Raw genomic sequence first — 23238 nt, 5'->3', positions numbered from 1 at the left:
GGATGGAATTCAGCTTTTTACTAAACTTCGCAAGAATATGAAGAACCATATTATGAAGATGGAAGACAAAATTTTACTTCGCAAAAGAGCGATCATTGAGACGATAAACGATGAATTGAAAAATCATTGTCAAGTGGAGCACACTCGTCATAGAAGTGTAAACAACTTTATGATAAATATTTTGGGAAGCCTTACTGCGTATTGTTTCTTTCCAAAAAAACCATCATTAAATTTAAAAAAAGTAAATGATGGTCAATTATTCTTAAACTTCGCTTAACCCGAACTCAGGTTAATTTAGATTGAACAGCCAATAGTTTGTTCAATCCCCCAATTTATGAAAAATTTGAAGACCAAAATAAGGCTCGTTTGAACTTGACTAACTGTTATTGAATTACCAGTTTATAGGCAAGCCCGATTACAGATAGTATTGCAGTCATTAGCGACTACATTATAAAACCTTGAGTTTATTAATAACTTTCTTCATTTTTCTTTTCCATTGCTATAAATAACTCTATAAAAGATTGGAGTACGCTGATCAACCACCTAAAATATTGTTCTTATCTTTGAAGTCATGATAGATCTTAGTACGTTCGATTATCTTAGTGCAGGAAATTCAGTTCAAAAAAAAGTTTATAAGCTTCTTATAAAACACCAAATTATGGGCAAACTTGCCGAGTATGACCCTTTAGTAGTAGGAAGTATTCCCTTGGCAATTGACGTGCCTGGAAGTGATTTAGATATTATTTGCAAATACGATAACAAGGAAGGCTTTATCGCTGACCTCTCTGAAAAATTTAGCAAGCAGGAATCTTTCAATATTTACTCTTCTCGGATCTATGGAAATCCTACTGTTACAGCTGATTTCGTATTAGAAAAAGTGCCATTCCAGATTTTTGGCCAGGAAATTCCCACAAAAATGCAAATGGGTTTTAGGCATCTTTTAATCGAACAAAAAATACTCTTAGATAAAGACGAAAACTTTAAGGCTCAAATTATTGCCTTGAAAAAATCTGGACTCAAAACCGAACCGGCATTCTGCAGGCTTTTGGGATTTGCCGGGAATCCTTATCTTGAAATCCTTAAACTAGAAACCTAAAAATACAATAATGGCACAATTCGCTCCTCATTACGCAACATTTACAACTATAAATCGAATAAGAGCTTTTTCTAATTTCCTATTTTGGGCAATTTTTGTTCTTTCGCTGCTAGACTTGGTTTTGCCACATGATAAACCAGAACTCCTTTCCACAAAAATATTTGAAATCGGACAAATAGTAAATATTATTTTCTTGATAAGCTTCTTTTTTTCAGAGGGCATCGTCGATTTAATTTTGGTACCAATTAGCGATAATAAAAGGCGCGATGATTTTTTGGACAATTCCATTGGATCGAATCTATCCCTAAAACAGTCTGTAGCATATTATGATAACGACGAGGTGACCCAGGGATTATACAAAGTCGCTGTTAATTTATTCGAAAACTGTTTCTTTACTCACAGCTTGACAAAAAAACTTACAGTCCAAAAAATAATCGTTCCTGCCATAGCTTTGATCACAATCGTTGTATTTGCTTTTTTTGGATTCAAGCAACAACCGACATTCGCCTTGTCATTATTGCAGCTCCTTTTTTCTACTACCCTTCTTGGTGCAGTAGTGAAGCACTTAATACTACTAAATCGATTAAACCAAATTGAGCAAGATTGGGTCACATTATTCAACAATCCAGATTTCAAAAATAATCCGTCCTCAAAAGCCTCGCTGGTTTATAAATATTGGTTGAACTACGAAACGCTGCATAGCCGAATTCCAGCCGATATTCCATCTAAAATTTATGATAAGTGCAACAATGACCTTACTACTCAATGGACCGCGATCAAGAGAAAATACAACATTAGTTAGTGCAGTATCTTACTAAAACCTCGACGCATTGTCGTGCATGTCTTCTTCAAGGCTTTTACGCTTTAGTTGGTAAAAGAATTCTGGTACCAAGCCTCCATCTTTTCTGTTTATATAGATTCGGTCTTGTATGTTTCGTACCTGAATTTGAGTTAAAGCATTTTCTTGTTCCAGAAGGCTGGTAATAGAGCCATCGAGCTCCTCAGAACTTTTGATTGTCTTGTTTTGTTCGATAAAGATTTTTAATGCCAACACAAAAACTGGCAGAAATGATGCACCCAGCTGAATAAAGAAATTTTTCACCGAATAATCTTCCAAAAGACCGAATAAAACTAATATAAGAAGCGTTCCTAAACCTACCATGACAACTCTTTTTAGATAGCTGTTTCTTAATGAGCTATCGTAGTTCAAATTTGTTTTTTGGCACAGTAAAATTGCTTTATTATCTTCATGCTTAACCAATTCAACAGGATACCAATTGTAAATTTTGGCCATATCTGGTTTGGATTTCAAAAATTTCCTGCTGTTTTTATTGATTATCTCTTGTGGTGGCTTTTTTCCTACAAACAGGCTGTTCCACCCTAAAGCAAATACCGAACAGTCAAATAGCTCTTGAACTTTAGCTCCATTCTTTTTTGTATCACCAATCAGAGGCGTAATTAAAGCTAGATCAGATAAAGCTATAGCGATACCATAAACAACAACATAGCTGCTAATATCAATTTTGAAAGTAAGCATTAAAATCAACTTCAGGAGTGCCAATATTACGGTTACTGGAACCGTAATAATAATTTGGAACATAAAAAGTTTCTTGGCATTGATATAAATCTGCTTTTGAGCGCAAAGCCTATCAATATTAGCTTGCTCGTTCTGTCTCGTTAAAATAGTATTCTCCATAACTAATAGTACATTGGGAATTCATCTCCAAAAATCTCTCGCCATTTGCCAATTGCTCGACTCATATCATTATCAATTTCAAATTGGATAGCCTCGAGTGCCTTATCATAATCAGTTGACGCTCTATCTTTTATCTTTTGCCTTTCTTCATAACTCAAATGATTGATATCACCCTGATAGCCTTTTGGATCATTCAATACTTTCATTACGTTATGATAAATGTACTGAAACAAAGAGGGAAGTTCGCGATCAACCCACTGGACGCTATCATTGTGCGCTCCATAGTAATCGAGTATAAGATTTTCCAAAAAGTAGGATTTCATTGTTGGCATCGTTGGGCGCTTAGTCCAATATTTCATAAGCCTGATCATATCAAGCACAGATACTTTCTGGGCATTATTTACCTGTTGCGTTCTTACCTTATCGATTCTCGGATCTGTTGCCTTCCAATTGCCTTTGCCGTCAGGAATAACATAGAACTGTTTACCTAAACCATCTTCTTTAGTTATAAAACAGGGAACTATATCATAGATCCATTCGTATGAAATAAGGTTTAAGGTTGCTGCTTCCATATTCCTTTTGACATCTGCCTTTTTATAATTTGTTACACCAGACAGATATTCCACAAACTTATTTACAACCTTTATTGAATTCAATTCATTAGAAAAATCATGACAAAGATCCAAGAGCTTCGAAGCGCTATTATTTACTCGGATGACAAGATGATCACCCACTTCATCCCATGTGCTTCCCTGGCCATCGAGAATTATCATTAAATCAATATCATCCAACGGCCTGATTTTCGTTTTTCTGGAAAAGGAACCATAATCGATGCTTATGTCAGGATGTAATTGGGGAAACTTTCCGTCATTAGGAAATTTTTTGATCTCTTCAATCAAATTACTTTTACTCGACTTAGCAACATCGGAACGATCTTTATCGATTCGCACCTTCTCTCTCAAAAAATAATCAAAGGCCGCATTTACTGTTTTCGCCATTAATACTTATGTTTAATTTGGTTAATTGCCACAATCTCCATAGAATCAAATTTATTTTGATGTCACTTCTAAAAGTGTTGATGGTTAACCGATTGTCAATCAACAAAAAGACCATTCGTAAAAAACTGCCAATTAATCATTAAACTATCAAACAATTGCTCTAAAATGTGACAAATTTGCATAATTGATTACTTATTCTTTACTAATATATATTTTTCAAAAAGTGTAAAAATCCATTTTTGTATCTTTAAATGCCAACAATCCTGGGTCATTTTAGAAATCCGTAAAAACACCTAGTTGCATAAAGCAAAACTTTTGATAACTTCCATTCTTAAAATTAAATCATTGGAAACAACCTATCTTCCATTGTGACAATATACTATGATGGAACCCAAGCTAAGGCTTTATCCCGAATTAAAACTATTGTTGGCTGGCTGCGACGAAATATGGATCGCAGTTGCCATGATCTCTGATGCCGGATTTGACTTCATCCAAAAAAACATCAATCCATCCGCCAAACAGAATTATTTGGTGGGTATAGGCCTGCCAACTTCCCCAAAAGTGCTGAGGCACCTCATGGAGGTAGATGGCAACGGGCTGTTTCAAAGCAAGGTTTACCATAAAGATGGTAAACTATTCCATCCCAAGCTTTATATTATCAATACCAATGGAAAATACCATGCCTTTGTGGGTTCGGGAAACTGTACCGACGGCGGCTTAGATAAGAACATCGAATTGGGCGCAAAAATAGACGACGCGAATTTCTGCGAGAAGTCGCTCCAGTGGTTCAGTGTAAATAACAAGCACGGCAAGATTATAACAGAAGAATTCCTGCAGGCTTATGAACTGTTGTTTCATAAGCGCAAGCAGCGTATGAAAAAAGAACAGGAAGAAATGGCGCAGCTTTTCCCCGGCGATGATAAAGGCATCGATCTTGAAAGCATCGATTTCAAGAACCAGTTTTTTAAGAAGGAACACTTCCGTGCATTTGAAGGCAGAAAGCCAACAGACCGGTCAGCAAAGTCGAATATGGAAAGACAAAACGTGAGAAGCCAGTTATACAGGCTTCACGATCTGCTGCTACCAAAAATCAGGGCAAAAAAATGGAACCTTGCCGAACATTATGCGTTTGACGACATTGTTTCGTCGGCAGTGCACGGCCTATTCACTGCCAACGAGCTTTTAGCTATCTGGTTGCACTACGGACGTGGCAAACGAGAGATCAAGGAATATGGCGACAAAGAAACGCCGCTAGGCTTTATGCGCCTACAGGTTATAGTCCATAAGGACAATGTGGGAATATGGAACAGGATCGGCAAGGACAACGGAAGTCCTTATGACAGGGATTATCTAAAGAAAAAACTGCAGGCCGACCACAGTTACAGGGAGAGGTTCTATGAGATCGTAAGCCAATTGCCAAGTGATTATTTTATAGAATTGAACGGAGAGAGCAGATATGCCGATGAGTTCGGATCGGAACAGGAATTGACCGAGTTTTTGCTGAGCGCAGATTCCAGGCATTATTTTATTATCGGCACCAATTTTAGGCCAGATGATCCCAAACTGTCCACAGATAACATTGCGGATACCGTGATCGAGAATTTTGCGCTGCTGCTGCCTACCTATGAGCTCATCAAACACAAATGGTAAACAATGTGTTGCTAGAATACGTTTGAAAATTTGCGCATTAATACCAGAATTGAATATCTTTAATACAGCCGCTGCGTTTTTGGATACTTTTTTCCCGCGATGTATAGTTTGATAAACAGCTTTTTGTCTCTTTCAAGCTTGAAGTAATCCTGTTCCCTAAAGAGAAGGCTCTTTACACCGTAAGCTCCTATCTGTACATTTTCATACAGGTCATATTCCTTGTAGACATATTTTTTTTCCGACCATCGGTGCGATGCCCAGTACATTTCAAAATGCGTGATGTGTACGGCTTTTGCCGACAGGTTTGTAATCACGACCTTTTTGTCTTCGTCGGGGCCTTCTACGGCAAGATAGGTGTCAAGCCGAAAACGCGCTGTCCACATTTCATAGATCTTGATGAACAGCAGAACGGTAGATAGTCCGGCGGCGTATAAAGCAACTGCTTCCTTGTCGATATTCATTATTGGCTAATTAAATGGTCAATTTAAGAAAAATAACGGTTCAAAGATATCATCCTGCGCCTTAACCTTCTGTTTTTCTTGGGATCTGATCTGTGGGAAGCAATCCCGGCGCGCCTTAAAACGCTTTTATCACGAGGTTTTGCTCATTTCCCAATCACGATTTTCAACCCGCTCCCCCGTCCTGTCCGTGATCTGCTTTTCGGAACTGCCCATACGGGTATGCAAATGAATAATTTCTTATATTTGTTTAGGCGAATATGCCTTTCTAAAAACTACTAACCAGGAAAAAATAATCAATGAGCGTAAAAAGAAACCACATCAAAGTTTTCGTGGCCTCTACGGTTTATGATTTTGAGTATCAGCTCAATCAGATATACAGTTTATTGGACGGATATGGCTATGACGTACTGATGTCCCATCGGGGTACGATCCTTTTGGACAGCCAGCAGTCGAACCTGGAAAATTGTCTTGACGGGGTCAAGGAATGCGATGTGTTTTTGGGCTTTATCCGCCCAGACTACGGATCGGGCGTATTAGACCGTGGCGGCCTTTCGATCACCCATCAGGAATTCCACATGGCCTACAGCCGTGAAATTCCAAGGTTTGTCTTCGCAGACCATAGGGTTGCGTTTACCCGCATGCTGTTCAAGGACAGCTTTGTGGTAGAAGATAAGACCGCAAAAAAAATAGATTTTGGCCAGATATCGTTTGACGGCAACAAAGTAATGGATACCAGGTGCATCAGGATGTATGGAGAAGCCATTAAGGACAAAGAATATCCGATAGCGATGCGCAAAGGCAATTGGGTTCAGCAATATGTCAGCTATGATGATATCAAGCTGCACATCGACGCCCAATTCAAATATCCCGAGCGGATCCAGAAACTTATAGATAAATCAAAAGCACCAGGAGCATGAGCATAAATTCTTTTATTAACGAGCTGACAAGGCAACAGGAAAACGCCCAAATCGAATTTTATATAGGATTTGACCCAGATCAGTTGCTGCAATCGGTTTGCGCTTTTCTAAATGGGGAGGGAGGATGGATCGTAATTGGCCATGACGGAAAGAGATTACTTGGAGCATCCGAGCTTACAGCTGTTCAGATGGATCAGCTGAGGAGCGACATCAATGACCGTATATTCCCGCAGCCCTTGGTGTATGTGCAGCGTGACACCTATGAAGGCAAGACCGTAGGGCTTATCAACGTCCTGAAAGGGGCAAGGCCACCTTATTCTTTGGATCAGAAGTATTATGTGAGGTCGGCAAGATCGACCAAGATTGCGGCTTCGGATGATATCAGTTTGCTGCTTCGCTCTTCCAACGAGCATACTTCTACCTGGGAAAAACAGACGATGATAGACGCCGAAATATCAGACCTGAGAAACATGGAGATCGAACTCACCATAAAGGAAGCCCAAAAGATAGGCAAAGGCAATGCCATTCCAACCGATCGACGCGAGTTTTTAAGCTATTTCCAGCTGATCGACTATGCTGCGGTAAAGAACGGTGCCGTTGTCCTGTTCGGAAAAACCCCTGCGCAGTTTCTTGCACAGTGCAGGATCCGCATAACGGTCATGCCGGAAGGAAAAACCGGAGACAGGTATGCAGATACAACAATAATCGAAAGCGATCTTTTTTCGTCTTTCGAAAAGGTAAGCAATTATTTCAGGGAGCGGCTGCCTATGGTCAGCGAATTCAGAAATGACAGCTGGGATAGGATCAACCGTGAAAAATTCCCTTCCGATGCCTTGGACGAAGCCATCGTAAATGCGATGGTGCACAGGGACTACGGAGATATGGGTGGCGATATCACTATAAATATCTACCCGGACAAGATCGAGATCATCAATTCTGGAGAGATACCATCGGCTATCATTACTGGAAAAAGCACGATCGAAGCCCACCATTCGGTATTGCGCAATCCTACCATTGCTCATATGTTCTATCTTAGGGGGAAAATGGAAAAGCTCGGCCGCGGATTATCACTGATCAAAGAGCGTTTTGTTGACCTTGGCTTGCAGACGCCGGAATGGTCAACACAAAACGGATATACTACACTGACCCTTTACGGGATCGCCAGACCTGTTGAATTCAATGAGCGCATGCGCAGGTTTCTTGAGCATTTTGGATCGGAGGGAAAATTCAGCAGGGATGAATACGAGACCTTCTTTGAGGGCGAAATCCAGCAGAGGGCCGCTAGAGGCGATCTACAGAAACTGGTTGAAGGCGGGTGGCTATCCAAGATAGGCAAGGGACCAACAACTAGCTATTCGCGCACGCGCAAAAAAATGCCGGATAATGCCGGATAGAATAATAAAAATCTTAAAATGCGCGCCAAACTTACTTTCGGCGCGCATAAAGATTTTGCGCTTTTGCCGGATAATGCCGGATTAGATGAAATATTCTGTATAGACATCCATTTACGCGCCTAAGCGTGAAAATCTTTGTTCAGATTGCCGGATAATGCCGGATAGAAACAAAATAAGCGCGCCAATTGGCGAAAAATGGTCTGCGCCGATTGCCGGACAATGCCGGATAAAAACTAATTCAACATTTGCGCGTCAGGCGCGGGAACGAGCATGGCACTCTAGGATCTCGCAGATGCCCAATTTTCATTTGCAAGAAAAATTTCCATTATATAGGAGAAATCCCTAGTCTTGTCAGCTTTCAGCTGGTCTTGGTAAAAAAGAAATGGAAAAAGCAAGAGGCAGTTTTTATTCCCTGCCGATATCTTCGAAGTGCTTCTTTATAAAATCCGCTGGGCGGATAAGCTACGAGAAAAATACAGCAAATAATTGTTTTTATTTTAAAAGACAGCCCCTGATATCTAAAGCTCCTATATTCAATTTATTAGGAGCTTTGTAATCAAGTATCAAATTTATTGACTTTCTTTCTCATACAGATCCAAATATAAACGGGCAAGCCTAAAATCTGTTGATTTCATAATCTCAGAACGGATTTTTCTCTTTAAGCTGTCACTGTTTCTAAAATATTTCTTGTAATAGATTGTTAGGTGCTTATACAACCAATCTGGATCAAATTTTTCATAGTTAAAACCATCAATATCAATTAGCCACATATAATATTGATCCAAATTAGCCAATGCAGCTTTTAAAGCCGTAGATATTGGACGATCAAGATAAAATGATAGATTTATAAATTCGTCGATATAACGATGATTATATGATTTCGTTTCAAATATTCTTGGTTGCCTTCCCTCAAGTGCAAACTGTAGGATTTCAGTTTCGTATTTCTCATTAAATTTTTCCGTGGGTTGTACTAATCCATCCATAACAGTCATGTAGTAGATTCTTCCATTAAAATTTGCCTCTAAACTTTTTTCTATAAAATCAATAATCGAGCTTTTATGTAAATTATTAGTGGTAAATAAATATAAATAACATATTTCCACAATGACCTCTTCCGCGTTTTCAACAATCAGATATTCTGAACTCCATAATTGCCACTCCAAATCTTTAAGGCAAACTGTAAGTTTTTTCTTTTTTGCTACCCCCGATATTGACTTAAGTATCGTATCGCGATCAAATCCTTGTCCTATAAAGGCCAAATGCAGAAATTCTCTCAGAATCTCCTTGTTCATGAGTTCCGCATTGCTTTTCAAAAAATATGAAAGGGAGTTAGTAAGTTCAAGTCCCTTAATATGATTCTGGATTTTCAAAAATGGTAAAAGTTCCCTAGAAATAGCTTCAATTTCATCAGCTTGCATCTCGACCAAAGATGTCACTGTAAGCGTATTTACAACAATTCTTCGGAATTTAGACCAAACGCTTGAGATTCTGTCATACCTTTTACTTTTGAACAAATCAATCAAAAATTCATACGATTTCAGCATCTCGATTATTTTAATTACAAAGGTCGAACCGACATTATCTCGAACATATTTTATTTTTTTAATGTCGTATCTTTCCTTGTACTTAATAATCTTGTCTGCGTTTGCGTAAGATATAATCTTTGCCAGTATAGGATCTGAAAGATGACCAACTTTACCGCTTAGATTTTCATTACATTGATAAGAGGCAAAAAATCCATCCAAGAAATATTCGGTAAATCTATTTACATCAGAGTACTCATCTACCATTATGTAATTGCGCTCCATAAAATAAATTGTTTCAAAAAAAAGATCAAGCATCTTGCTGGCATCTTCTGACCACCCACTGTCCTGATCGATTTGTGAATTTTTTATCTTTGAAACTATAGCCTGCATTTCTTCACTTGCATGATCCAGGAATTTCCCATAATGCAACATTTCAAGAATTTTGTTGTTTGATGGACTTTTACACTCTTCTAAAACACCATCCATTTCAATCTCGCGAAGTTCAGCAAAAACATTACTTTCTATTGCCTCATCAAGAGGCCGAAATCTCGAAAGCCTTCCCAAAAGCAGCAGATTATATTTTGCTATATAGTGTGTTAGCCATTTATGATTAGATTCCGCTGATTCAGAAACCTTTTTGAGAATTGAAACCGCTTCACCCCACATTCCGTGCAGGTAAAATGTATAGGCTTTCTTTAAAGATTCTGGTTCATCTCGTGCCTGTTCAAGGAGGGAAAAAGAAGAATATAAATTTCCTTTGTTATATGTACAAACAGCACAAGTGCAGTTGGTGTCAATTGATAATGGCAGTTGTAATGTCTCTCTATGATTGTATCTTATTGTACGTACAAGGTTATTTCGTAAATATGATAGCAACTCATCCTCCATTTTTACATGCTCTGATCCTGTTTTACCCGAAGCTCTAGATTCTACTAGGTCTGCAAATTTTTCGGATAGGCTTTCAAACAAAATTTGGTTATCTGTATTGATTGTAAAAGCCTCTCTCCTTTCTTGATAATCGGCTCCAATCATTATGGGATAATGATAAGTAAATAGGCTCTTGGGAAGAAAATCAATATCTGCGAAACGTTTATCCAAATATTCATACAGCTGCCCAAACTCGTTTTTAGTCTGATCAACGGGAAAAAAGTTTGGCACTCGCATCTTAGAAGTGTCTAGCTTTTTCTTGTTTGTTGGGAGACCTACTTCCGCCAGTTTATTAACCCCTTGCACAACATCTCTGAAATATATGATCTTTACTGATGGAAAAGCATCGCTGATATCTGCATGAATAAATTCTTCATTACCTAGAGCAGCATAATCTTTATGATTAGTTGAAAAAAAATAAAGTTCACTTTCCTGCTTCTTAATAAGCTGCTCCAAGGTTGAAAAAAGAATAACTGCATCGTTTTCACTGTTTTCCTTTACGCGAAAAGGAGCCTTACCAGCTGCCCTATGTTCCCACATACGAATGACAGCCTCTTCTTCACTTGGAGTTACTGCACTTTCCATTAGTTGGTCCAGTGCTTCAACTTGTGCCCATAATCTTTTTTCCGCAGCATTTAATTTTACATCGGTAACATCAGGAGTAACTTCAAACAGGTTACTAGCCTTTAGCGCACTCTCATGGTTTTTGAGAATCTGACGTATTCTTTTAAATTCTATTTCGCTATGTTTTTTCCACTCTCTTTTTAAAGTGGGGGGACAATAGAGTCTTACATGCTCCTCTTTCTGCCATTCAATTATTTGTCGTAAATATGGATTGAATTCGGTTGGAGATATTAATTGTCTTAAAATATTTGTATCGAGAAGTACACTTTTTGCCATTCAAATTCTATTAAAAAAGTTAAGGTAAATTAAAGATGAAGCCCCGTTATTTTTATACATAATAAGTTTATTGATATATTTTTTGCTATTCTTTTGGGTAATGCAGATTTTAATAATCCAGTGTCTTATGTACCTGAAGCTGCTCTTTATCTGTCCTAAAATATTGGGGGCCTTCAAAGCAGGCTCCATCCAAAATAGAGGAATATTCAACTTTCCCTCCCTCGAATAGCCGCTGCGTAGCGGGAGGCACAAGCCACTCTTTATCAAAATCCGCGTATTCGCCATCTTTTGAATAAAAAACTTCTGGCAGAGGAATCATATTTCTTTCTACGTAAATCATTTTGTATGTTTTTTAACAAATTTTTCTAAAATACTTGAACTCAGATGGCTATATAGTGAAATAAGCTTATCAGCTAAAGCGACTGGTACAATTGAATTATCATCACATCTTAGCCTTTCTATATTCCAAAGTATTGTATCCAGATTTTTAAAATCAGTCTTTTGTGGATTCAGTACTATATTTTCGTTTTCTGTAAAATGCAAATTATAGTGAAAATTAGGAAAAATCACCAAAAAAAATATCCGTATAAATACGGATAATATAAAATTTATGGATATTGAAGATTCATTTTAGTTATTATAATCAAAACATTCTTATCACAATCAAGCTTAATAATAAGTTGATTAAACAAGAAATTTAAATCATCTATTGATAATAATTAACTTGTGATAACATGAAACAAAAAAATTATTGCAATCTACTAAAGCATACATGACTTAATATTGAGCATTTAATTACACAAAATTATAACTTTTAAAATGGAATATTATGTTTAATTAAGACTTTAACACAAGAGATAATTTATTAATTTTCAAAGTATTAAAAATTTAAAATGCGTCAAGTTTTGTCGTATTAAACACTTTTATTGCACCCTTTTTGTTAGATATAATTTATAAAAGTCCCAGTATTACTGAGACTTTTTATTGATAAAATTAATTTAATAAATATGCTTCCTGTATAGCTACAGAGAATTGATAAGCTCTTTGGGAGTTGGTACCCAACATGCATAAAGCAACAGCCGCTGAAGTATTGGTAAGAGAGAAGAATTTGGTTCCCTGTGTTTGTGTTTCAATAATAACGGAATAGGTAATTCCTTTTCTTATTATGGTTATACCTTTTGTTGATAAGCTTCCTGTATTAGTACTTTCTACAGGCGTGCCATTAAAAGCAAAGTTTACAGCTGTATAATGAACAATAAAACTATCGAATAGAAAGTTAAGAAAGTTGTTGTTGCTTAAAGAGTTTGGTGTACTTTCCGCCATTAATCCGATAAAGGTATCCGCATTAGTAGTACTAGTATCGTTGTAAGATATATTAAAACGTAAATAAAAATCTTGTCCGGCTCCAAACAACACATTAGATTTTACAGAGGCAATTATATCCGGACCTTCCGCTAATGGTTTAACTGCGGCATCCGGTGTAATTCTCGCCAAAGGTCCATCGCCATAAATCACGGAACTTGTAGCATCGTTGTAGGTTTTTACATTCCAGTTTAATAAACCTAAATCTACTGCCCGCAATGTATCCGTAACCTGAATGGTAAGCGAAGTAACGTAATATGCTACCCCATTCCATAATCTGATCCTATAATTCCCGTTAGCTAAACTGTGAAAATTATAATAAAAAGTAAGATCAATTCCATTTTGATATAATTGTATCTGAGCATTCGGAACTGTAGCCAGAACGGTATTTCCGGCTTCATTCATAATTTCAAGCCCAAAAGAAGTTGGCGGTAAATTAAGATTTGCCCCTTTTAAAACAATCCATGTATTACTGTTAAGAGCTTTGTTAATGATTGGCGGAGAGATCAAACCTACACTCATAGTATTGGTAGTCCACCCTCCGTTCATTTGAGTTTTCCAGTTCGTTTTTTCTGCATCAGAAAGCATCGTGGGAAGATTTAGGAAAGGTTGTTTTCCATTGGTTTTCCCGATACGTCCGGCTGCATTTTGAGACAATAATGTGTTGAAAGCTGTATTATTTGAAACATCACTTAATCCCGTTATTGAATATGACAATCCGGCTGTATTTATAGCCCAATCGGCACCCAAAGTAAGTCCGGCTCCGGCAATGGAAGTCAAGGAAGAATTGGCAACATTTTTCCCCAGATCTCCCGCAGCTTTCGTGGTTCCATCTGCAAGTAAAACGTAATTAGAATTAAAATATTGAGGCGCTACTTTTTGATAATATTTTTCGTCACTTTGCTCTTTGGTGTAAGATGTTCCCGAAATTGGGTCACCATTATCGTCTTCACCATCATTGGTAGCAACATTTTCCGGCAATTCGCCTACATTAAGCACACTTTTCCAAGCGGTTATGTTGTCTTGTGATAATTCTGAAGCATCTTTATTTGCTTTTTTTAAATCTAATTGATTGATATTTAATTTATCCTTCCAATCTTCTATGTTCGTGATATTACTTCCGTCCTTAATAGCAAAATATTGTAAAGATGAAGCTTCTGCTTTATTGGCTAAAGCGTTCTCTAATCCATAAACAGCATTCATGGAAAGAAGTTCGTTTTTATGGTAATAGCTGTCCATCCAAGCCCAGAACTGATCCTGTGTGGGTTTTTCTCCGGTGATGAACCAGCTTTTTAATATTGTTTTATCTGTACTCATGTTTTTTATTTATGTTTATACTCTGATTTATCTTTTATTAAAATGTAAGATTTATCATCCGTTACTTCAGATTAAGCAACGGATGATAAAAATTAAATCAGAAATTTGATTTGGAATAGATTAGCTATAAGTTCTGCGGGTTAATCCTGTCATATTGGTAGATAGATAAGAATTATTGCCTGATTTCACAAAATTTGTGTAAAAATAAATGGGCTCTCCCGTCGTGTTATTAAATGTTCCTGCATATAGCAAAGAATTATCTTCTAATTTATAAATAATAACTTTATAACGATTTCCTCTTTTTTGTAGAACTACTTTTAACGAAATAGATTTTTGTTGCCCCGAAGTTGAATTTTCTGTGTAGCCCAGAATTTGAGTAGCTCCTGACATTATTCTGTAAGCAGCAGAATTTAAAAAACCTAATCCTCCTTCATAAGCCCCAGCAGCAGCTCCAACCTGTACGGATGTACCATTGATAGATAATCCTGACTGGAAACCTAATGCCGTATTTTGATTGGCAGCCCCCCAATTTAGTCCCACAAACGCTCCCGATATAGAATACATGATATCATAATCGGAATTTACGGATAAAGGATTTATACTCTTCATAATAGCAGTCGCTCCGTTAGTTACACCAGATACATCAAAAGTACCATTAGAATAAGTTACTTGTGATAAACCATTATTTGTTAAAGTAAATTCAGATTCAGGTATAACCTGGTCATTATAATTGTTATAAGCTATAATACCAACTTCCCCAAGAACAATAAGCTTTCGAATAACTTTTAAAGTATATTCTCCAGTCATAAATGTGTAAGAAGGCTCAAAATGGAAACTTACCGCCAGCTCACTGTTACTGTTTACAGAATAAGATGTTACATCAAACATATTATCAGGAACAGGGTTTCCGTCTGGTCCTATTAATTCCATAGTAACCTGATCGAGCCCTTGCAGTTTGTTGATATTCAATCCATAAATTGTAATAACATGATTTTGAGTTCCGTTAATAAAATTTCCATCAATAACGGTAATCAGCTGTAAATAAGTATTGGCAATATCAACGTTCATTTTGGAAATCCAGTCATTTCTCTGTGTTACAGTCATATATTCAGGAAGTTTCATAAACAATTGAGAAAGATTTGCATATCCTACCTGTCCGGAGTTGTTTTGAACTAACATATTCGTAAAAGAAGAGTCATTCACTTTATTAACAAGTCCTGTAATATTGAAATTCTGAGCGGCTGTATTCCACGTATAAGCAGAACCCAAGGTCATTCCCGCTCCTGCAATTGAAGTAAGCGATGAGTTGGCAATATTTTTACCCAAATCTCCTGCTGCTTTTGGAGTTCCATCTGCAAGCAGAACATAATTAGAATTAAAATACTGAGGAGCTACTTTCTGATAATATTTTTCGTCACTTTGCTCTTTGGTATAAGATGTTCCGGAAATAGTATCTCCATTATCGTCTTCACCATCATTGGTGGCAATATTTTCCGGTAAGTCTCCTACATTAAGGACGCTTTTCCACGCATTTATGTTGTCTTGCGATAACCCGGAAGCATCTTTATTTGCTTTTTTTACATCTAATTGATTGATATTTAATTTATCCTTCCAATCTTCTATATTTGTGATGTTACTTCCGTCCTTAATAGCAAAATATTGTAAAGATGAAGCTTCTGCTTTATTGGCCAGAGCATTTTCCAGTCCATAAACAGCGTTCATGGGAAGTTGGTCGTTTTTATGATAGTAGCTTTCCATCCACGCCCAGAACTGATCCTGTGTAGGCTTTTCACCTGTAACAAACCAGCTTTTTAATATTGTTTTATCTGTACTCATGGTTTTTATCCTACATATTCAATGAAACGAATGACACGGTATGGCTGAAGGTTGTTGTGAGAAGCACCACTTCCTAAAGGAGATGTTTGATAAACATCAGGTTCTTGCCACGTACCTGTAATATAATAGTTTTCTTTACCTCCATTTGCCACCTGTACAGCAGCATTAGGGCCACCACCCGGTCCATAACCAGGAACCTGCAGGTTTCTAAACGTTTTTAATCGGATATTAGGAAGTTCAGCTTGGACTAATGTCTGCCTTTTTTCTCCACCTATTTTCCCTACAAATTCAAAATCATTATCACTATCATCGCAGCCTACCGGAACACGTCCTTTAAGATCAGTACATTCTTGCCAGCCTGTAGGAATTGGCACATTTGCCGGCTTATTCCAAATAGCGATCATCCCTACAGGAATTGGTGAAGGCCTGTTTTCAAGAGCTGTAATTCTGGCTTCAAAATTATCTTTAAAGCTTTGTATCTGTACGGAAGGGAAAACTCTTTTGAAATCTGCCCACGGATAGTTTGTCACACTTGATCCGAAAGTAGCAAATCGTTTACGTAAGACCGTTTTGCTTTCTCCACTTTCGAAAAACCTGTTTTCCGGATCTTCCGAAATAATAACGGTACTGCCTAAAAGCCCTCCTTTAAAAGCCAATACCTCACCATTAATGTACACTACACCATCGGAAACCGTGCTTCCATTGATGTTACATCCTGAAATAATGGCAAAATTACCCGCAATCTCACCCAAGGCATTAAACAACGAGTAAGCTGTTTGCATGCCATCCAATATATTTGTTGAAAGAGGAAACCCTCCTATCTGATTAAAATCAAATTTATTCATTAGTATTCCTGAATTTTATAGCGTTTAGACGCCAGTTTATAAAAATTTATCATTGTTCTCATCGAGTAGTCATCGTAGATTAATCCATTCGGAACTTCTACAATAAAATCTACTCCTGTGTCTCCGTAATCTGAGTCCTGATAGAGAAACATTGTTCCTAAAAATCGAGGCTGGATGTTATCCAAATAAATATATTGATACTTATATTGGTTTCCTTCCATAATTCTGATACGTTTTGGATCAGTATCAAACTTTAAATTAAGAGCTCCCCGTAAATAACAGATCTGCCCATTATGTCCGAGTTTATATAAATTATCGTTACGATTAGTACTCCATAAAATATATAATTCTTCAATCGGATAACATAATGACTTTACCCAAGCTACCATTCTCGCTTTACGTAAAAACGTTGGTAAAAAGCGGACAGGTAATTTCTCAAAATCTACATTATACCACATATTCTATTGTACTTGAGTTTTCAAATTTTTGTGGATATTCCGGATCATCAGGATTCAGTTCATCTGCAAATATTACTTTGAAATATCCTGAACTTGGAATTTTCTTGACATCTACTCCTGTAAAATTCCCATAAACTCCTGATGATGAATCTATCCATCTCGTGGAGGCACCTTCGATATGAGGAATTTCTACCCCTTCTATTTTCTGTAGTTTATCAACCAAATGAGCTAAAATCAATTCTCCATTAAAAGGAAGATCCTTCATGTATTGCCTGATGGCATCTTTTACAGGATTGCCTCCCACTCCCGCTCCGGTTAGTACAAGAGTTCCGTTTCCGTCTAATACAAGAGGATTTCGGTATATTTTTAATTGAAGTTTTAAGATATCCGGTTCATAATTCACAACGGTAACTCTAACTCCGGCATCCTTAATTTCATTGATGTATTTTTCAAAATTATTTTTCTTGTCATTTGAAATCGGGCTTAGTTCATTGTTTATTTCGGTGGCGATCTTGATAATTAATCTACTTTCAACCGCAGATTCTGTAACCGCAGAATATTTTATGATTTTGGAATTTCTTATCTCCTCTTCCGTTGCCGGGATCCATTTATCTGTTGCTATATCATAATAATCCGACCTGAAAACGTCACTGTCTTGGATCAAAGCAAACCCATCCTGAAATGCTAATGCTTTGTTGCGATACCATCTTGGAGAGTGTGGCTTTAATTGAGCCAATGCATCATTAACCTCAGCTTTATGTTTATCAAAAAGTGTTTCGAGAGTCCAGACAGCAACAGATACGATATAGATCCAAAGTTGCCAGATAGCCGTTTTACTATTTGTTGTAAGATCATCCAATTCCTTTTCTGTGTTTTTGGCAAAAAGGATGCTTTGTTGTATTTCTTCTATTTTACGTGCCATTATTTTACTATAAAATTTTTCTTGATTATCCAATATCCGATACCTTCGGGTTCAACTACCATCTGTGAAACGTCTACCGCAGTGGCCGGAATAGAGTTGTTACTCTGCAAACTATACAGAACCAACCTATTAAGCTCTTTATCTGTAAATATTTTGATCGTTTTTCCGGGCATAATATCGTCAGTTACAGAACTTCCGTTCAATACTGCCAAGTCCATTGCATAATCTGCTTTTCCGTACAGATAAATAGAAATATCTTCCCAGATCTGTTGATCGTATACTTTAAAATCAGCTGTATTTTCCATTAATTTCTATTCCTGTTTCTGTTATTTTCAATTTTTCTATATTGAATCCGTCTGCCTGCATCTGTACCCTGATATTGCGATCCAATAGTACATTGATGCTTCCGAACTGAGCTTTTGCGATATCGCATCCCGTTTCGGGATACTGCTTCCATTCGCCCTGCTTGCTCATCAATACAAATTCTACGGTTTGAGAGTCGCTTTCACCAATCTCAAAATCTCCTCCTGATATGTTTAGATCATAGTCTTCTAAAATAAAATCCTTCATATTATGTTATTTTTCCTAGAGTTAAGGGACCTCCGTTGGGAGGACATGTACCAGTAATAACCGCAGCTTTTAATTCCTCGATAACAGCGTTTGCAATTGCTTTTGCTATTTTATCAAGAGAACCGTTCGGATCACCTGTCTCATTCTGGCACTCAGTCATTGTATCTTTTATTCTTTTTTTAAGTCTTTCTTCTGAAATAGCCATTTTTTAATCTTTTAAAAAGTTTTTAAATCTGTCTTCTATGAGCGAAAACTGAAGGTCGTTGACAAGCTGTATGGTACTTCCTGTATTGGTGGTAAATTTCATCATTCGGATTTCTTTGATAAGATCTGCCATTAATGCTTTTAATGTTTCGGATTCTTTTTTGAGTAAAAACCCTTCCTGATCCATTTGAAATTCAACCCCTTTGATTTTAACTCTAAACTGCTTAAGCTCAGAAGGATTCACAACACATGCAATCTGCTTACTGATAAAGACCACGCAGACTAAAGAGCCCTTAGCGGGCTCAAGATACATTGATCCGTTTACGTCGTCGGTTACCAGGTAGGCGTCCAGGATATCTGCAGATCCGTCTAAAGGTCTCAGATCTGCAGTTTTACTATCATCATCAATCATCAGTACTTCGCAAATTTTTGCGTATACCTCATCTCCTGTAGCGGCCAAAGCCTGAATTATATCTTTCATGGTGATAATGGTTGTCCCAATTCGATTTTCTGGCGATAGCCATTGATTCCGAATGAGATCTCATTTTTTTTAATTAAATAAACTCCGTTCTTTTCTTCACTGGGAAATATTTCAACGATATCACATGTATTGACTTCAGGCTGGCCGAAGGTTTCAAAAGATCCTTTTAGCCCTCCCTGTTTATATCTGTCCAGCGATTCCTGTGCGTATTTTTTAAGTTCCGCTTCGGTTAATCCGTCAATTCTTATCTTAATGACGTCTCCGTCCTTGTCTCCTAGTTCTACAGATTTCTTCACATGCTTGGCGTCGAAACTTATGGCCTCAACTTTAGCTTTTATTTCGTCACGATCCTGGTATTCAAAGTTTTCGGAAATAATATTTTTCCCGTAAACGAATTTGTATTTTTCACGATTATCCAAGGGATAAATTAATCCCACATACAAAATATTTTTCCCGTCAATCGTTCTGAAATAAGAATTAAGCATATATTTCTCCTTCAATTCCTGCAACTCATCGGCGATGGTTGGTTTTGAGGTTCTGTAATTTCCTACTTTCAGGGTATCATCAACCAATTTAAAATCGATTCCTGTTCCTTCCAGTATATGTTTCATTACATCCTTCAACAAAGCTGTTTTAAAAGCTTTTGGAATTACTTTTTTCTGTTTTAAAAGAAACATACTGTCTTCACATTTTATAACAACAGGTGTTTTGGCATCCACTGTTTTGATAAATCCGGTAAATCTGGTTTTCAGCTTTCCGTCATATCCCAGCTCAACCGTCACTTTATCCCCTCTTTTAAGAGGTGTCTTGAAATTATCATTCGCTAATCCCTGCCAAACTATTTTTTTAGGTAAAGTAAGTTCGCAGGTATCTGTAAGGCTGGTAATATCCTGAACGATAGAGCAATTATTAAGAGAATAAAATTCCCAGGTCCTTTCTCCTTCTATTGTAATCTTACTGCTTAACTTCAACATCCTTCTGCTCTTTTAATTGTATTTCGTAAGGATAATCAGACAACATTTCTATCTTGATACTCTGCCTGTTACCAAAAGTTTCCTGTTCTAAAGAATAAGACTTAATAACAGCAGAGTATATTTTAAAAATTGATAAAAACTCTGAGTGAACAGTGAGTGTTTCCTCTGATTCCAGAATCTTCTGAAATTCTTTTATTCTATCCAGCGGATATTCAGCTGATGCGTATGTTACCTCTGTACCTAACCCGGAAATAATATTAGGAATGTATATATCTTCATAATTTACAATACCCAGCATGATGCTTATATTAAAATCACCTTTACTTATATATTCTTTAATAGTTCCGTCTCTACCTTGTAAAGGAGTCGTTACAATATTTTTTTCCTGATTTATTGTAATGATGCAGTCTACAAACTCAAATGTATCTTTTGCTTTATTTGTAATAATAAGATTGGATAATGTAGGAACTCCCATATTATCAGGAATTTCACTGAAATAAGGCTCCATTTTATCTTTTGGGATAAGAGGTTTTGAGGTCTGCATCCCAAATTTATATGCCAGATTTACGCCTGCGCTTTTAACCGTTTGTTCCAATGGTGGAAACTGAAATGATATTGACTTTTCCATATTAATAAGTATCTTTTTGAGCCAATGTAAAATCTGCAACCGCCGTTAATAAAGCTTCTCTTACCATTTGAATGATAGCATCTTTACTCATCGTACCGTTTTGATTGTAGATATTCATGTTCTCAATTAGTTTTGTGATGTTAAGGTTTCCAACAGATTTTTGTCCGCCCATTCCGGAGCCTCCGCTCATGCTTCCTTTTCCTCCAAAGGCAGAATTTCTAGACTGAACGTTACTCAAAGCAGAAGCTCCAAAGTTTTTCATATTTAATTGCCTTTCCAGCTTAGTATTAAACATATCTCCTCCAAATACATCTTCTTTTTTTGGTTTGCCGTTGCCTGCTTTGCTATTTTTCGTACGTTCTTCCTGTTCCTTTTCTTTTTTCTGCTGTAGCTTCTCAATATCAAACTCTTCCCCTTTTTCTTTAGATATTTTTTTGCCTTCTTCATTTATATTGATAGTCCCTTCTGATGAAAATATTTCTTTCAACAGTTTTTTTACAGGCTCAAATAAACTGTTCAGACGACTGATGATCCGTTCTATAAGACCGGTGATCCAAGTCCAGACACCGCTAAATGTCTCGATAATAGGATTCAAGATAGCATCATAGATCCATGCTTTGAATTTTGAGAAAATCTCTGTCATGCCGGACCAGACGCCGACAATAACATTCCAGATTCCTTTAAATACCGAAATAATTGCACTCCATATTGTTTTGAATACCATAATGACACTCTTAAAAAGAGATACAATAAATTTCCAGACACTGCTAAAGACTGAGACTATGCCGGACCAGACGGCTTCGGCCAGACCTCCGATAAAAGAAAATACCGATGTAAAACCTGAAATAATTTTATTCCATCCAGCTTTGAATGTTAAAACAACAACATTAAAAGCCATAACAATCCCCGACCAAGCTGCTTTTGCAGTATTTACGACTGTCGAAATAGCTATTTTGAAGCCTGTAACAAATCCGTTCCATGTTGTTTTCAATGATAAAACAACAATATTAAACGCCAGAACAATTCCAGACCAGGCTGCCTTCACTGTAGTTGTGATTGTTGAAACTGCAATTTTAAACGCTAAAATAATTCCCGCCCAAGCAGCTTTAAGCGCTAAAACAGTAACATTAAAAGCGGTAACGATACCTGACCATGTTGCTTTAGCCGCCGCTCCAATAAATGAAAAAAGTTCAATGAAGCCTGAAACTACGTTGTCTATAAGAGGCTTTATTGCTAATTGCCAAAGTCTTGTAGCGTAAATCCCAATATTATGGAATACTGCCCTTCCTGCTCCCTCTATATATCCAATCATTTCTCTGAAACGTTTTGAATGTTCCCAAAGCTGTTTGATTGCAATTACCAAAGCAACAACAGCTGCGACAACCAGAAGAATTTCTCCAATCCCCGGAATAGCTAATAATGCCATTCCGATTTCTGTAACTGAAGCCATGACACTAGATAATCCGACTCTAATTGCAGTAAATGCGGTTCTTATCCGTGGCAAAGCTTTCTGTATTAAACCAGAAATACTTTCTCCAAGTGCAGGAAGAAGCTGAGTAGCTCCGGAACCCGATTCGGAATCATTGCCCTTTCCTCTTATTTTTTCAATAAAATCAAAAATATTCCCTAATGATTCGGCTACTTCGCCTACTTTATTAATGACATCTATCGTTTTCTCAAAAAAAGATTTTTCTTGACTTTCCTCTTCTTCTCCAGAATTAGGTTTTAGAATCCTTGTAGACTGACTAACAGTTTCTTTATATGATAGTTCAGAAAAGTTCTGAGCCATTGAACTTATTTTTGAAAACTCATTCATCGCTCCTGAAGTATCAAAAGATATCGTAGCAAACTGAGGGGTACTTATACTTTTCGTAAGTTCTTTAAACTCTGATGACAACTCCTTTACTTTTTCAACAGAAGATTTGGTAAAAGAAGAAAAAGAATCAGATAAAGACCGAATGCTGCTTGTAGTTTTTTCAAGAGAAGTGTTTACATCTTTAATAGAACTGTTTAAATCCTTAAAAACATATACGCTCCGTAATAACTCTAAATTAAATATTGTATCCATTTTTTTAT

At 37.0% G+C, this 23238-nt stretch carries 23 protein-coding genes; 6 read left to right on the top strand and 17 right to left on the bottom strand.

The genetic code is table 11. The annotated features are described in order from the left end of the window. The 3 genes from BT156_RS12025 to BT156_RS12015 form a co-directional block, all read left to right on the top strand. Positions 1-277: transposase (locus BT156_RS12025; protein ID WP_139255459.1), on the top strand; the 277-nt coding region annotated here is incomplete at its 5' end. 294 nt (positions 278-571) lie between these two features. Continuing rightward, a complete protein-coding gene (locus BT156_RS12020) occupies positions 572-1096 on the top strand; it encodes a DUF4269 domain-containing protein (protein WP_072410385.1) in 525 nt (174 codons plus the stop codon). Positions 1097-1106: 10 nt separating this feature from the next. Then, positions 1107-1898, top strand: a complete 792-nt coding sequence (locus tag BT156_RS12015; protein ID WP_072410383.1) for a hypothetical protein — start codon at positions 1107-1109, stop codon at positions 1896-1898. 12 nt (positions 1899-1910) lie between these two features. Here BT156_RS12015 and BT156_RS12010 read toward each other — a convergent pair whose 3' ends face one another. Both BT156_RS12010 and BT156_RS12005 read right to left on the bottom strand, forming a co-directional pair. Beyond that, positions 1911-2792, bottom strand: a complete 882-nt coding sequence (locus tag BT156_RS12010; RefSeq protein ID WP_072410382.1) for an S-4TM family putative pore-forming effector — start codon at positions 2790-2792, stop codon at positions 1911-1913. Between the two features lie 2 nt (positions 2793-2794). Next, positions 2795-3790 carry a nucleotidyltransferase gene (locus BT156_RS12005; RefSeq protein ID WP_072410381.1) on the bottom strand — a complete coding sequence of 332 codons (996 nt, stop codon included), beginning with the start codon at positions 3788-3790 and terminating at the stop codon, positions 2795-2797. A 384-nt stretch (positions 3791-4174) separates the two neighbouring features. Between BT156_RS12005 and BT156_RS12000 the strand changes: the two genes are divergently transcribed. Next, the gene (locus BT156_RS12000; RefSeq protein WP_170857302.1) at positions 4175-5440 is read left to right on the top strand and encodes a phospholipase D family protein; all 1266 of its coding nucleotides are present in this window, start codon (positions 4175-4177) and stop codon (positions 5438-5440) included. 59 nt (positions 5441-5499) lie between these two features. On the opposite strand, the gene BT156_RS11995 is transcribed toward BT156_RS12000, so the two are convergent. Then, entirely contained in the window at positions 5500-5901 is a 402-nt protein-coding gene (locus BT156_RS11995) for a hypothetical protein (protein WP_072410379.1), read from the bottom strand. A gap of 296 nt (positions 5902-6197) precedes the next feature. Here BT156_RS11995 and BT156_RS11990 point away from each other — a divergent pair, with 296 nt between their 5' ends. Both BT156_RS11990 and BT156_RS11985 read left to right on the top strand, forming a co-directional pair. Next, entirely contained in the window at positions 6198-6818 is a 621-nt protein-coding gene (locus BT156_RS11990) for a DUF4062 domain-containing protein (RefSeq protein ID WP_072410378.1), read from the top strand. Further along, positions 6815-8212, top strand: coding sequence for an ATP-binding protein (locus BT156_RS11985; protein ID WP_072410377.1), 1398 nt, complete (start codon positions 6815-6817; stop codon positions 8210-8212). The genes BT156_RS11990 and BT156_RS11985 overlap by 4 nt, the downstream gene beginning before the upstream one ends. A gap of 569 nt (positions 8213-8781) precedes the next feature. Here BT156_RS11985 and BT156_RS11975 read toward each other — a convergent pair. From BT156_RS11975 to BT156_RS11905, 14 genes are all read right to left on the bottom strand, one after another. Next, on the bottom strand, positions 8782-11565 hold the full coding sequence (locus BT156_RS11975) for a PIN domain-containing protein (protein ID WP_072410375.1): 2784 nt from the start codon (positions 11563-11565) through the stop codon (positions 8782-8784). A gap of 109 nt (positions 11566-11674) precedes the next feature. Continuing rightward, a complete protein-coding gene (locus tag BT156_RS11970; RefSeq protein ID WP_072410373.1) occupies positions 11675-11905 on the bottom strand; it encodes a hypothetical protein in 231 nt (76 codons plus the stop codon). A gap of 653 nt (positions 11906-12558) precedes the next feature. Next, the gene (locus BT156_RS11960; RefSeq protein WP_072410369.1) at positions 12559-14244 is read right to left on the bottom strand and encodes a hypothetical protein; all 1686 of its coding nucleotides are present in this window, start codon (positions 14242-14244) and stop codon (positions 12559-12561) included. A 120-nt stretch (positions 14245-14364) separates the two neighbouring features. Then, complete coding sequence (locus BT156_RS11955; RefSeq protein ID WP_072410367.1) at positions 14365-16080, bottom strand: hypothetical protein; 1716 nt, start codon at positions 16078-16080, stop codon at positions 14365-14367. A gap of 5 nt (positions 16081-16085) precedes the next feature. Then, complete coding sequence (locus BT156_RS11950; protein WP_072410365.1) at positions 16086-16925, bottom strand: hypothetical protein; 840 nt, start codon at positions 16923-16925, stop codon at positions 16086-16088. Beyond that, positions 16925-17383, bottom strand: a complete 459-nt coding sequence (locus tag BT156_RS11945) for a hypothetical protein (protein WP_072410363.1) — start codon at positions 17381-17383, stop codon at positions 16925-16927. Before BT156_RS11945 ends, BT156_RS11950 begins: the two co-directional genes overlap by 1 nt. Next, entirely contained in the window at positions 17373-18305 is a 933-nt protein-coding gene (locus tag BT156_RS11940; protein WP_072410361.1) for a hypothetical protein, read from the bottom strand. The genes BT156_RS11945 and BT156_RS11940 overlap by 11 nt, the downstream gene beginning before the upstream one ends. After that, a complete protein-coding gene (locus BT156_RS11935; RefSeq protein WP_072410359.1) occupies positions 18305-18610 on the bottom strand; it encodes a hypothetical protein in 306 nt (101 codons plus the stop codon). Before BT156_RS11935 ends, BT156_RS11940 begins: the two co-directional genes overlap by 1 nt. Then, on the bottom strand, positions 18594-18875 hold the full coding sequence (locus BT156_RS11930; RefSeq protein WP_072410357.1) for a hypothetical protein: 282 nt from the start codon (positions 18873-18875) through the stop codon (positions 18594-18596). Before BT156_RS11930 ends, BT156_RS11935 begins: the two co-directional genes overlap by 17 nt. 1 nt (position 18876) lies before the next feature. After that, positions 18877-19080, bottom strand: a complete 204-nt coding sequence (locus tag BT156_RS11925; RefSeq protein ID WP_072410355.1) for a hypothetical protein — start codon at positions 19078-19080, stop codon at positions 18877-18879. A gap of 3 nt (positions 19081-19083) precedes the next feature. After that, positions 19084-19560, bottom strand: a complete 477-nt coding sequence (locus BT156_RS11920; RefSeq protein WP_072410353.1) for a hypothetical protein — start codon at positions 19558-19560, stop codon at positions 19084-19086. Continuing rightward, positions 19557-20534 (bottom strand): hypothetical protein, encoded by a 978-nt coding sequence (locus tag BT156_RS11915; RefSeq protein WP_072410351.1) that lies wholly within the window; start codon positions 20532-20534, stop codon positions 19557-19559. The genes BT156_RS11920 and BT156_RS11915 overlap by 4 nt, the downstream gene beginning before the upstream one ends. After that, positions 20515-21162, bottom strand: coding sequence for a DUF6046 domain-containing protein (locus BT156_RS11910; protein ID WP_072410349.1), 648 nt, complete (start codon positions 21160-21162; stop codon positions 20515-20517). The genes BT156_RS11915 and BT156_RS11910 overlap by 20 nt, the downstream gene beginning before the upstream one ends. Position 21163: 1 nt before the next feature. Beyond that, positions 21164-23230: a phage tail protein gene (locus BT156_RS11905; protein WP_139255458.1), complete on the bottom strand. Its 2067-nt coding sequence runs from the start codon at positions 23228-23230 to the stop codon at positions 21164-21166. Between the last annotated feature and the right edge of the window lie 8 nt (positions 23231-23238).

The sequence above is a fragment of the Chryseobacterium limigenitum genome (genome assembly GCF_900114875.1).
Taxonomy (GTDB): domain Bacteria; phylum Bacteroidota; class Bacteroidia; order Flavobacteriales; family Weeksellaceae; genus Chryseobacterium; species Chryseobacterium limigenitum.
Note: the sequence above shows the minus strand (reverse complement) of the source record. Positions and strands in the feature narration are given on the sequence as shown.

Excerpts from the sequence above, each read along its gene's own strand:
- BT156_RS11970 (WP_072410373.1), bottom strand. The coding sequence starts at position 11,905 with ATGATTTACGTAGAAAGAAATATGATTCCTCTGCCAGAAGTTTTTTAT.
- BT156_RS11960 (WP_072410369.1), bottom strand. The coding sequence starts at position 14,244 with ATGAGTACAGATAAAACAATATTAAAAAGCTGGTTCATCACCGGAGAA.
- BT156_RS12005 (WP_072410381.1), bottom strand. The coding sequence starts at position 3,790 with ATGGCGAAAACAGTAAATGCGGCCTTTGATTATTTTTTGAGAGAGAAG.
- BT156_RS11950 (WP_072410365.1), bottom strand. The coding sequence starts at position 16,925 with ATGAATAAATTTGATTTTAATCAGATAGGAGGGTTTCCTCTTTCAACA.
- BT156_RS11920 (WP_072410353.1), bottom strand. The coding sequence starts at position 19,560 with ATGAAAGATATAATTCAGGCTTTGGCCGCTACAGGAGATGAGGTATAC.
- BT156_RS12000 (WP_170857302.1), top strand. The coding sequence starts at position 4,175 with ATGGAACCCAAGCTAAGGCTTTATCCCGAATTAAAACTATTGTTGGCT.
- BT156_RS12015 (WP_072410383.1), top strand. The coding sequence starts at position 1,107 with ATGGCACAATTCGCTCCTCATTACGCAACATTTACAACTATAAATCGA.
- BT156_RS11985 (WP_072410377.1), top strand. The coding sequence starts at position 6,815 with ATGAGCATAAATTCTTTTATTAACGAGCTGACAAGGCAACAGGAAAAC.
- BT156_RS11940 (WP_072410361.1), bottom strand. The coding sequence starts at position 18,305 with ATGGCACGTAAAATAGAAGAAATACAACAAAGCATCCTTTTTGCCAAA.
- BT156_RS11925 (WP_072410355.1), bottom strand. The coding sequence starts at position 19,080 with ATGGCTATTTCAGAAGAAAGACTTAAAAAAAGAATAAAAGATACAATG.
- BT156_RS11975 (WP_072410375.1), bottom strand. The coding sequence starts at position 11,565 with ATGGCAAAAAGTGTACTTCTCGATACAAATATTTTAAGACAATTAATA.
- BT156_RS11995 (WP_072410379.1), bottom strand. The coding sequence starts at position 5,901 with ATGAATATCGACAAGGAAGCAGTTGCTTTATACGCCGCCGGACTATCT.
- BT156_RS11905 (WP_139255458.1), bottom strand. The coding sequence starts at position 23,230 with ATGGATACAATATTTAATTTAGAGTTATTACGGAGCGTATATGTTTTT.
- BT156_RS11910 (WP_072410349.1), bottom strand. The coding sequence starts at position 21,162 with ATGGAAAAGTCAATATCATTTCAGTTTCCACCATTGGAACAAACGGTT.
- BT156_RS11990 (WP_072410378.1), top strand. The coding sequence starts at position 6,198 with ATGAGCGTAAAAAGAAACCACATCAAAGTTTTCGTGGCCTCTACGGTT.
- BT156_RS11955 (WP_072410367.1), bottom strand. The coding sequence starts at position 16,080 with ATGAGTACAGATAAAACAATATTAAAAAGCTGGTTTGTTACAGGTGAA.
- BT156_RS12010 (WP_072410382.1), bottom strand. The coding sequence starts at position 2,792 with ATGGAGAATACTATTTTAACGAGACAGAACGAGCAAGCTAATATTGAT.
- BT156_RS11945 (WP_072410363.1), bottom strand. The coding sequence starts at position 17,383 with ATGTGGTATAATGTAGATTTTGAGAAATTACCTGTCCGCTTTTTACCA.
- BT156_RS11930 (WP_072410357.1), bottom strand. The coding sequence starts at position 18,875 with ATGAAGGATTTTATTTTAGAAGACTATGATCTAAACATATCAGGAGGA.
- BT156_RS11915 (WP_072410351.1), bottom strand. The coding sequence starts at position 20,534 with ATGTTGAAGTTAAGCAGTAAGATTACAATAGAAGGAGAAAGGACCTGG.
- BT156_RS12020 (WP_072410385.1), top strand. The coding sequence starts at position 572 with ATGATAGATCTTAGTACGTTCGATTATCTTAGTGCAGGAAATTCAGTT.
- BT156_RS11935 (WP_072410359.1), bottom strand. The coding sequence starts at position 18,610 with ATGGAAAATACAGCTGATTTTAAAGTATACGATCAACAGATCTGGGAA.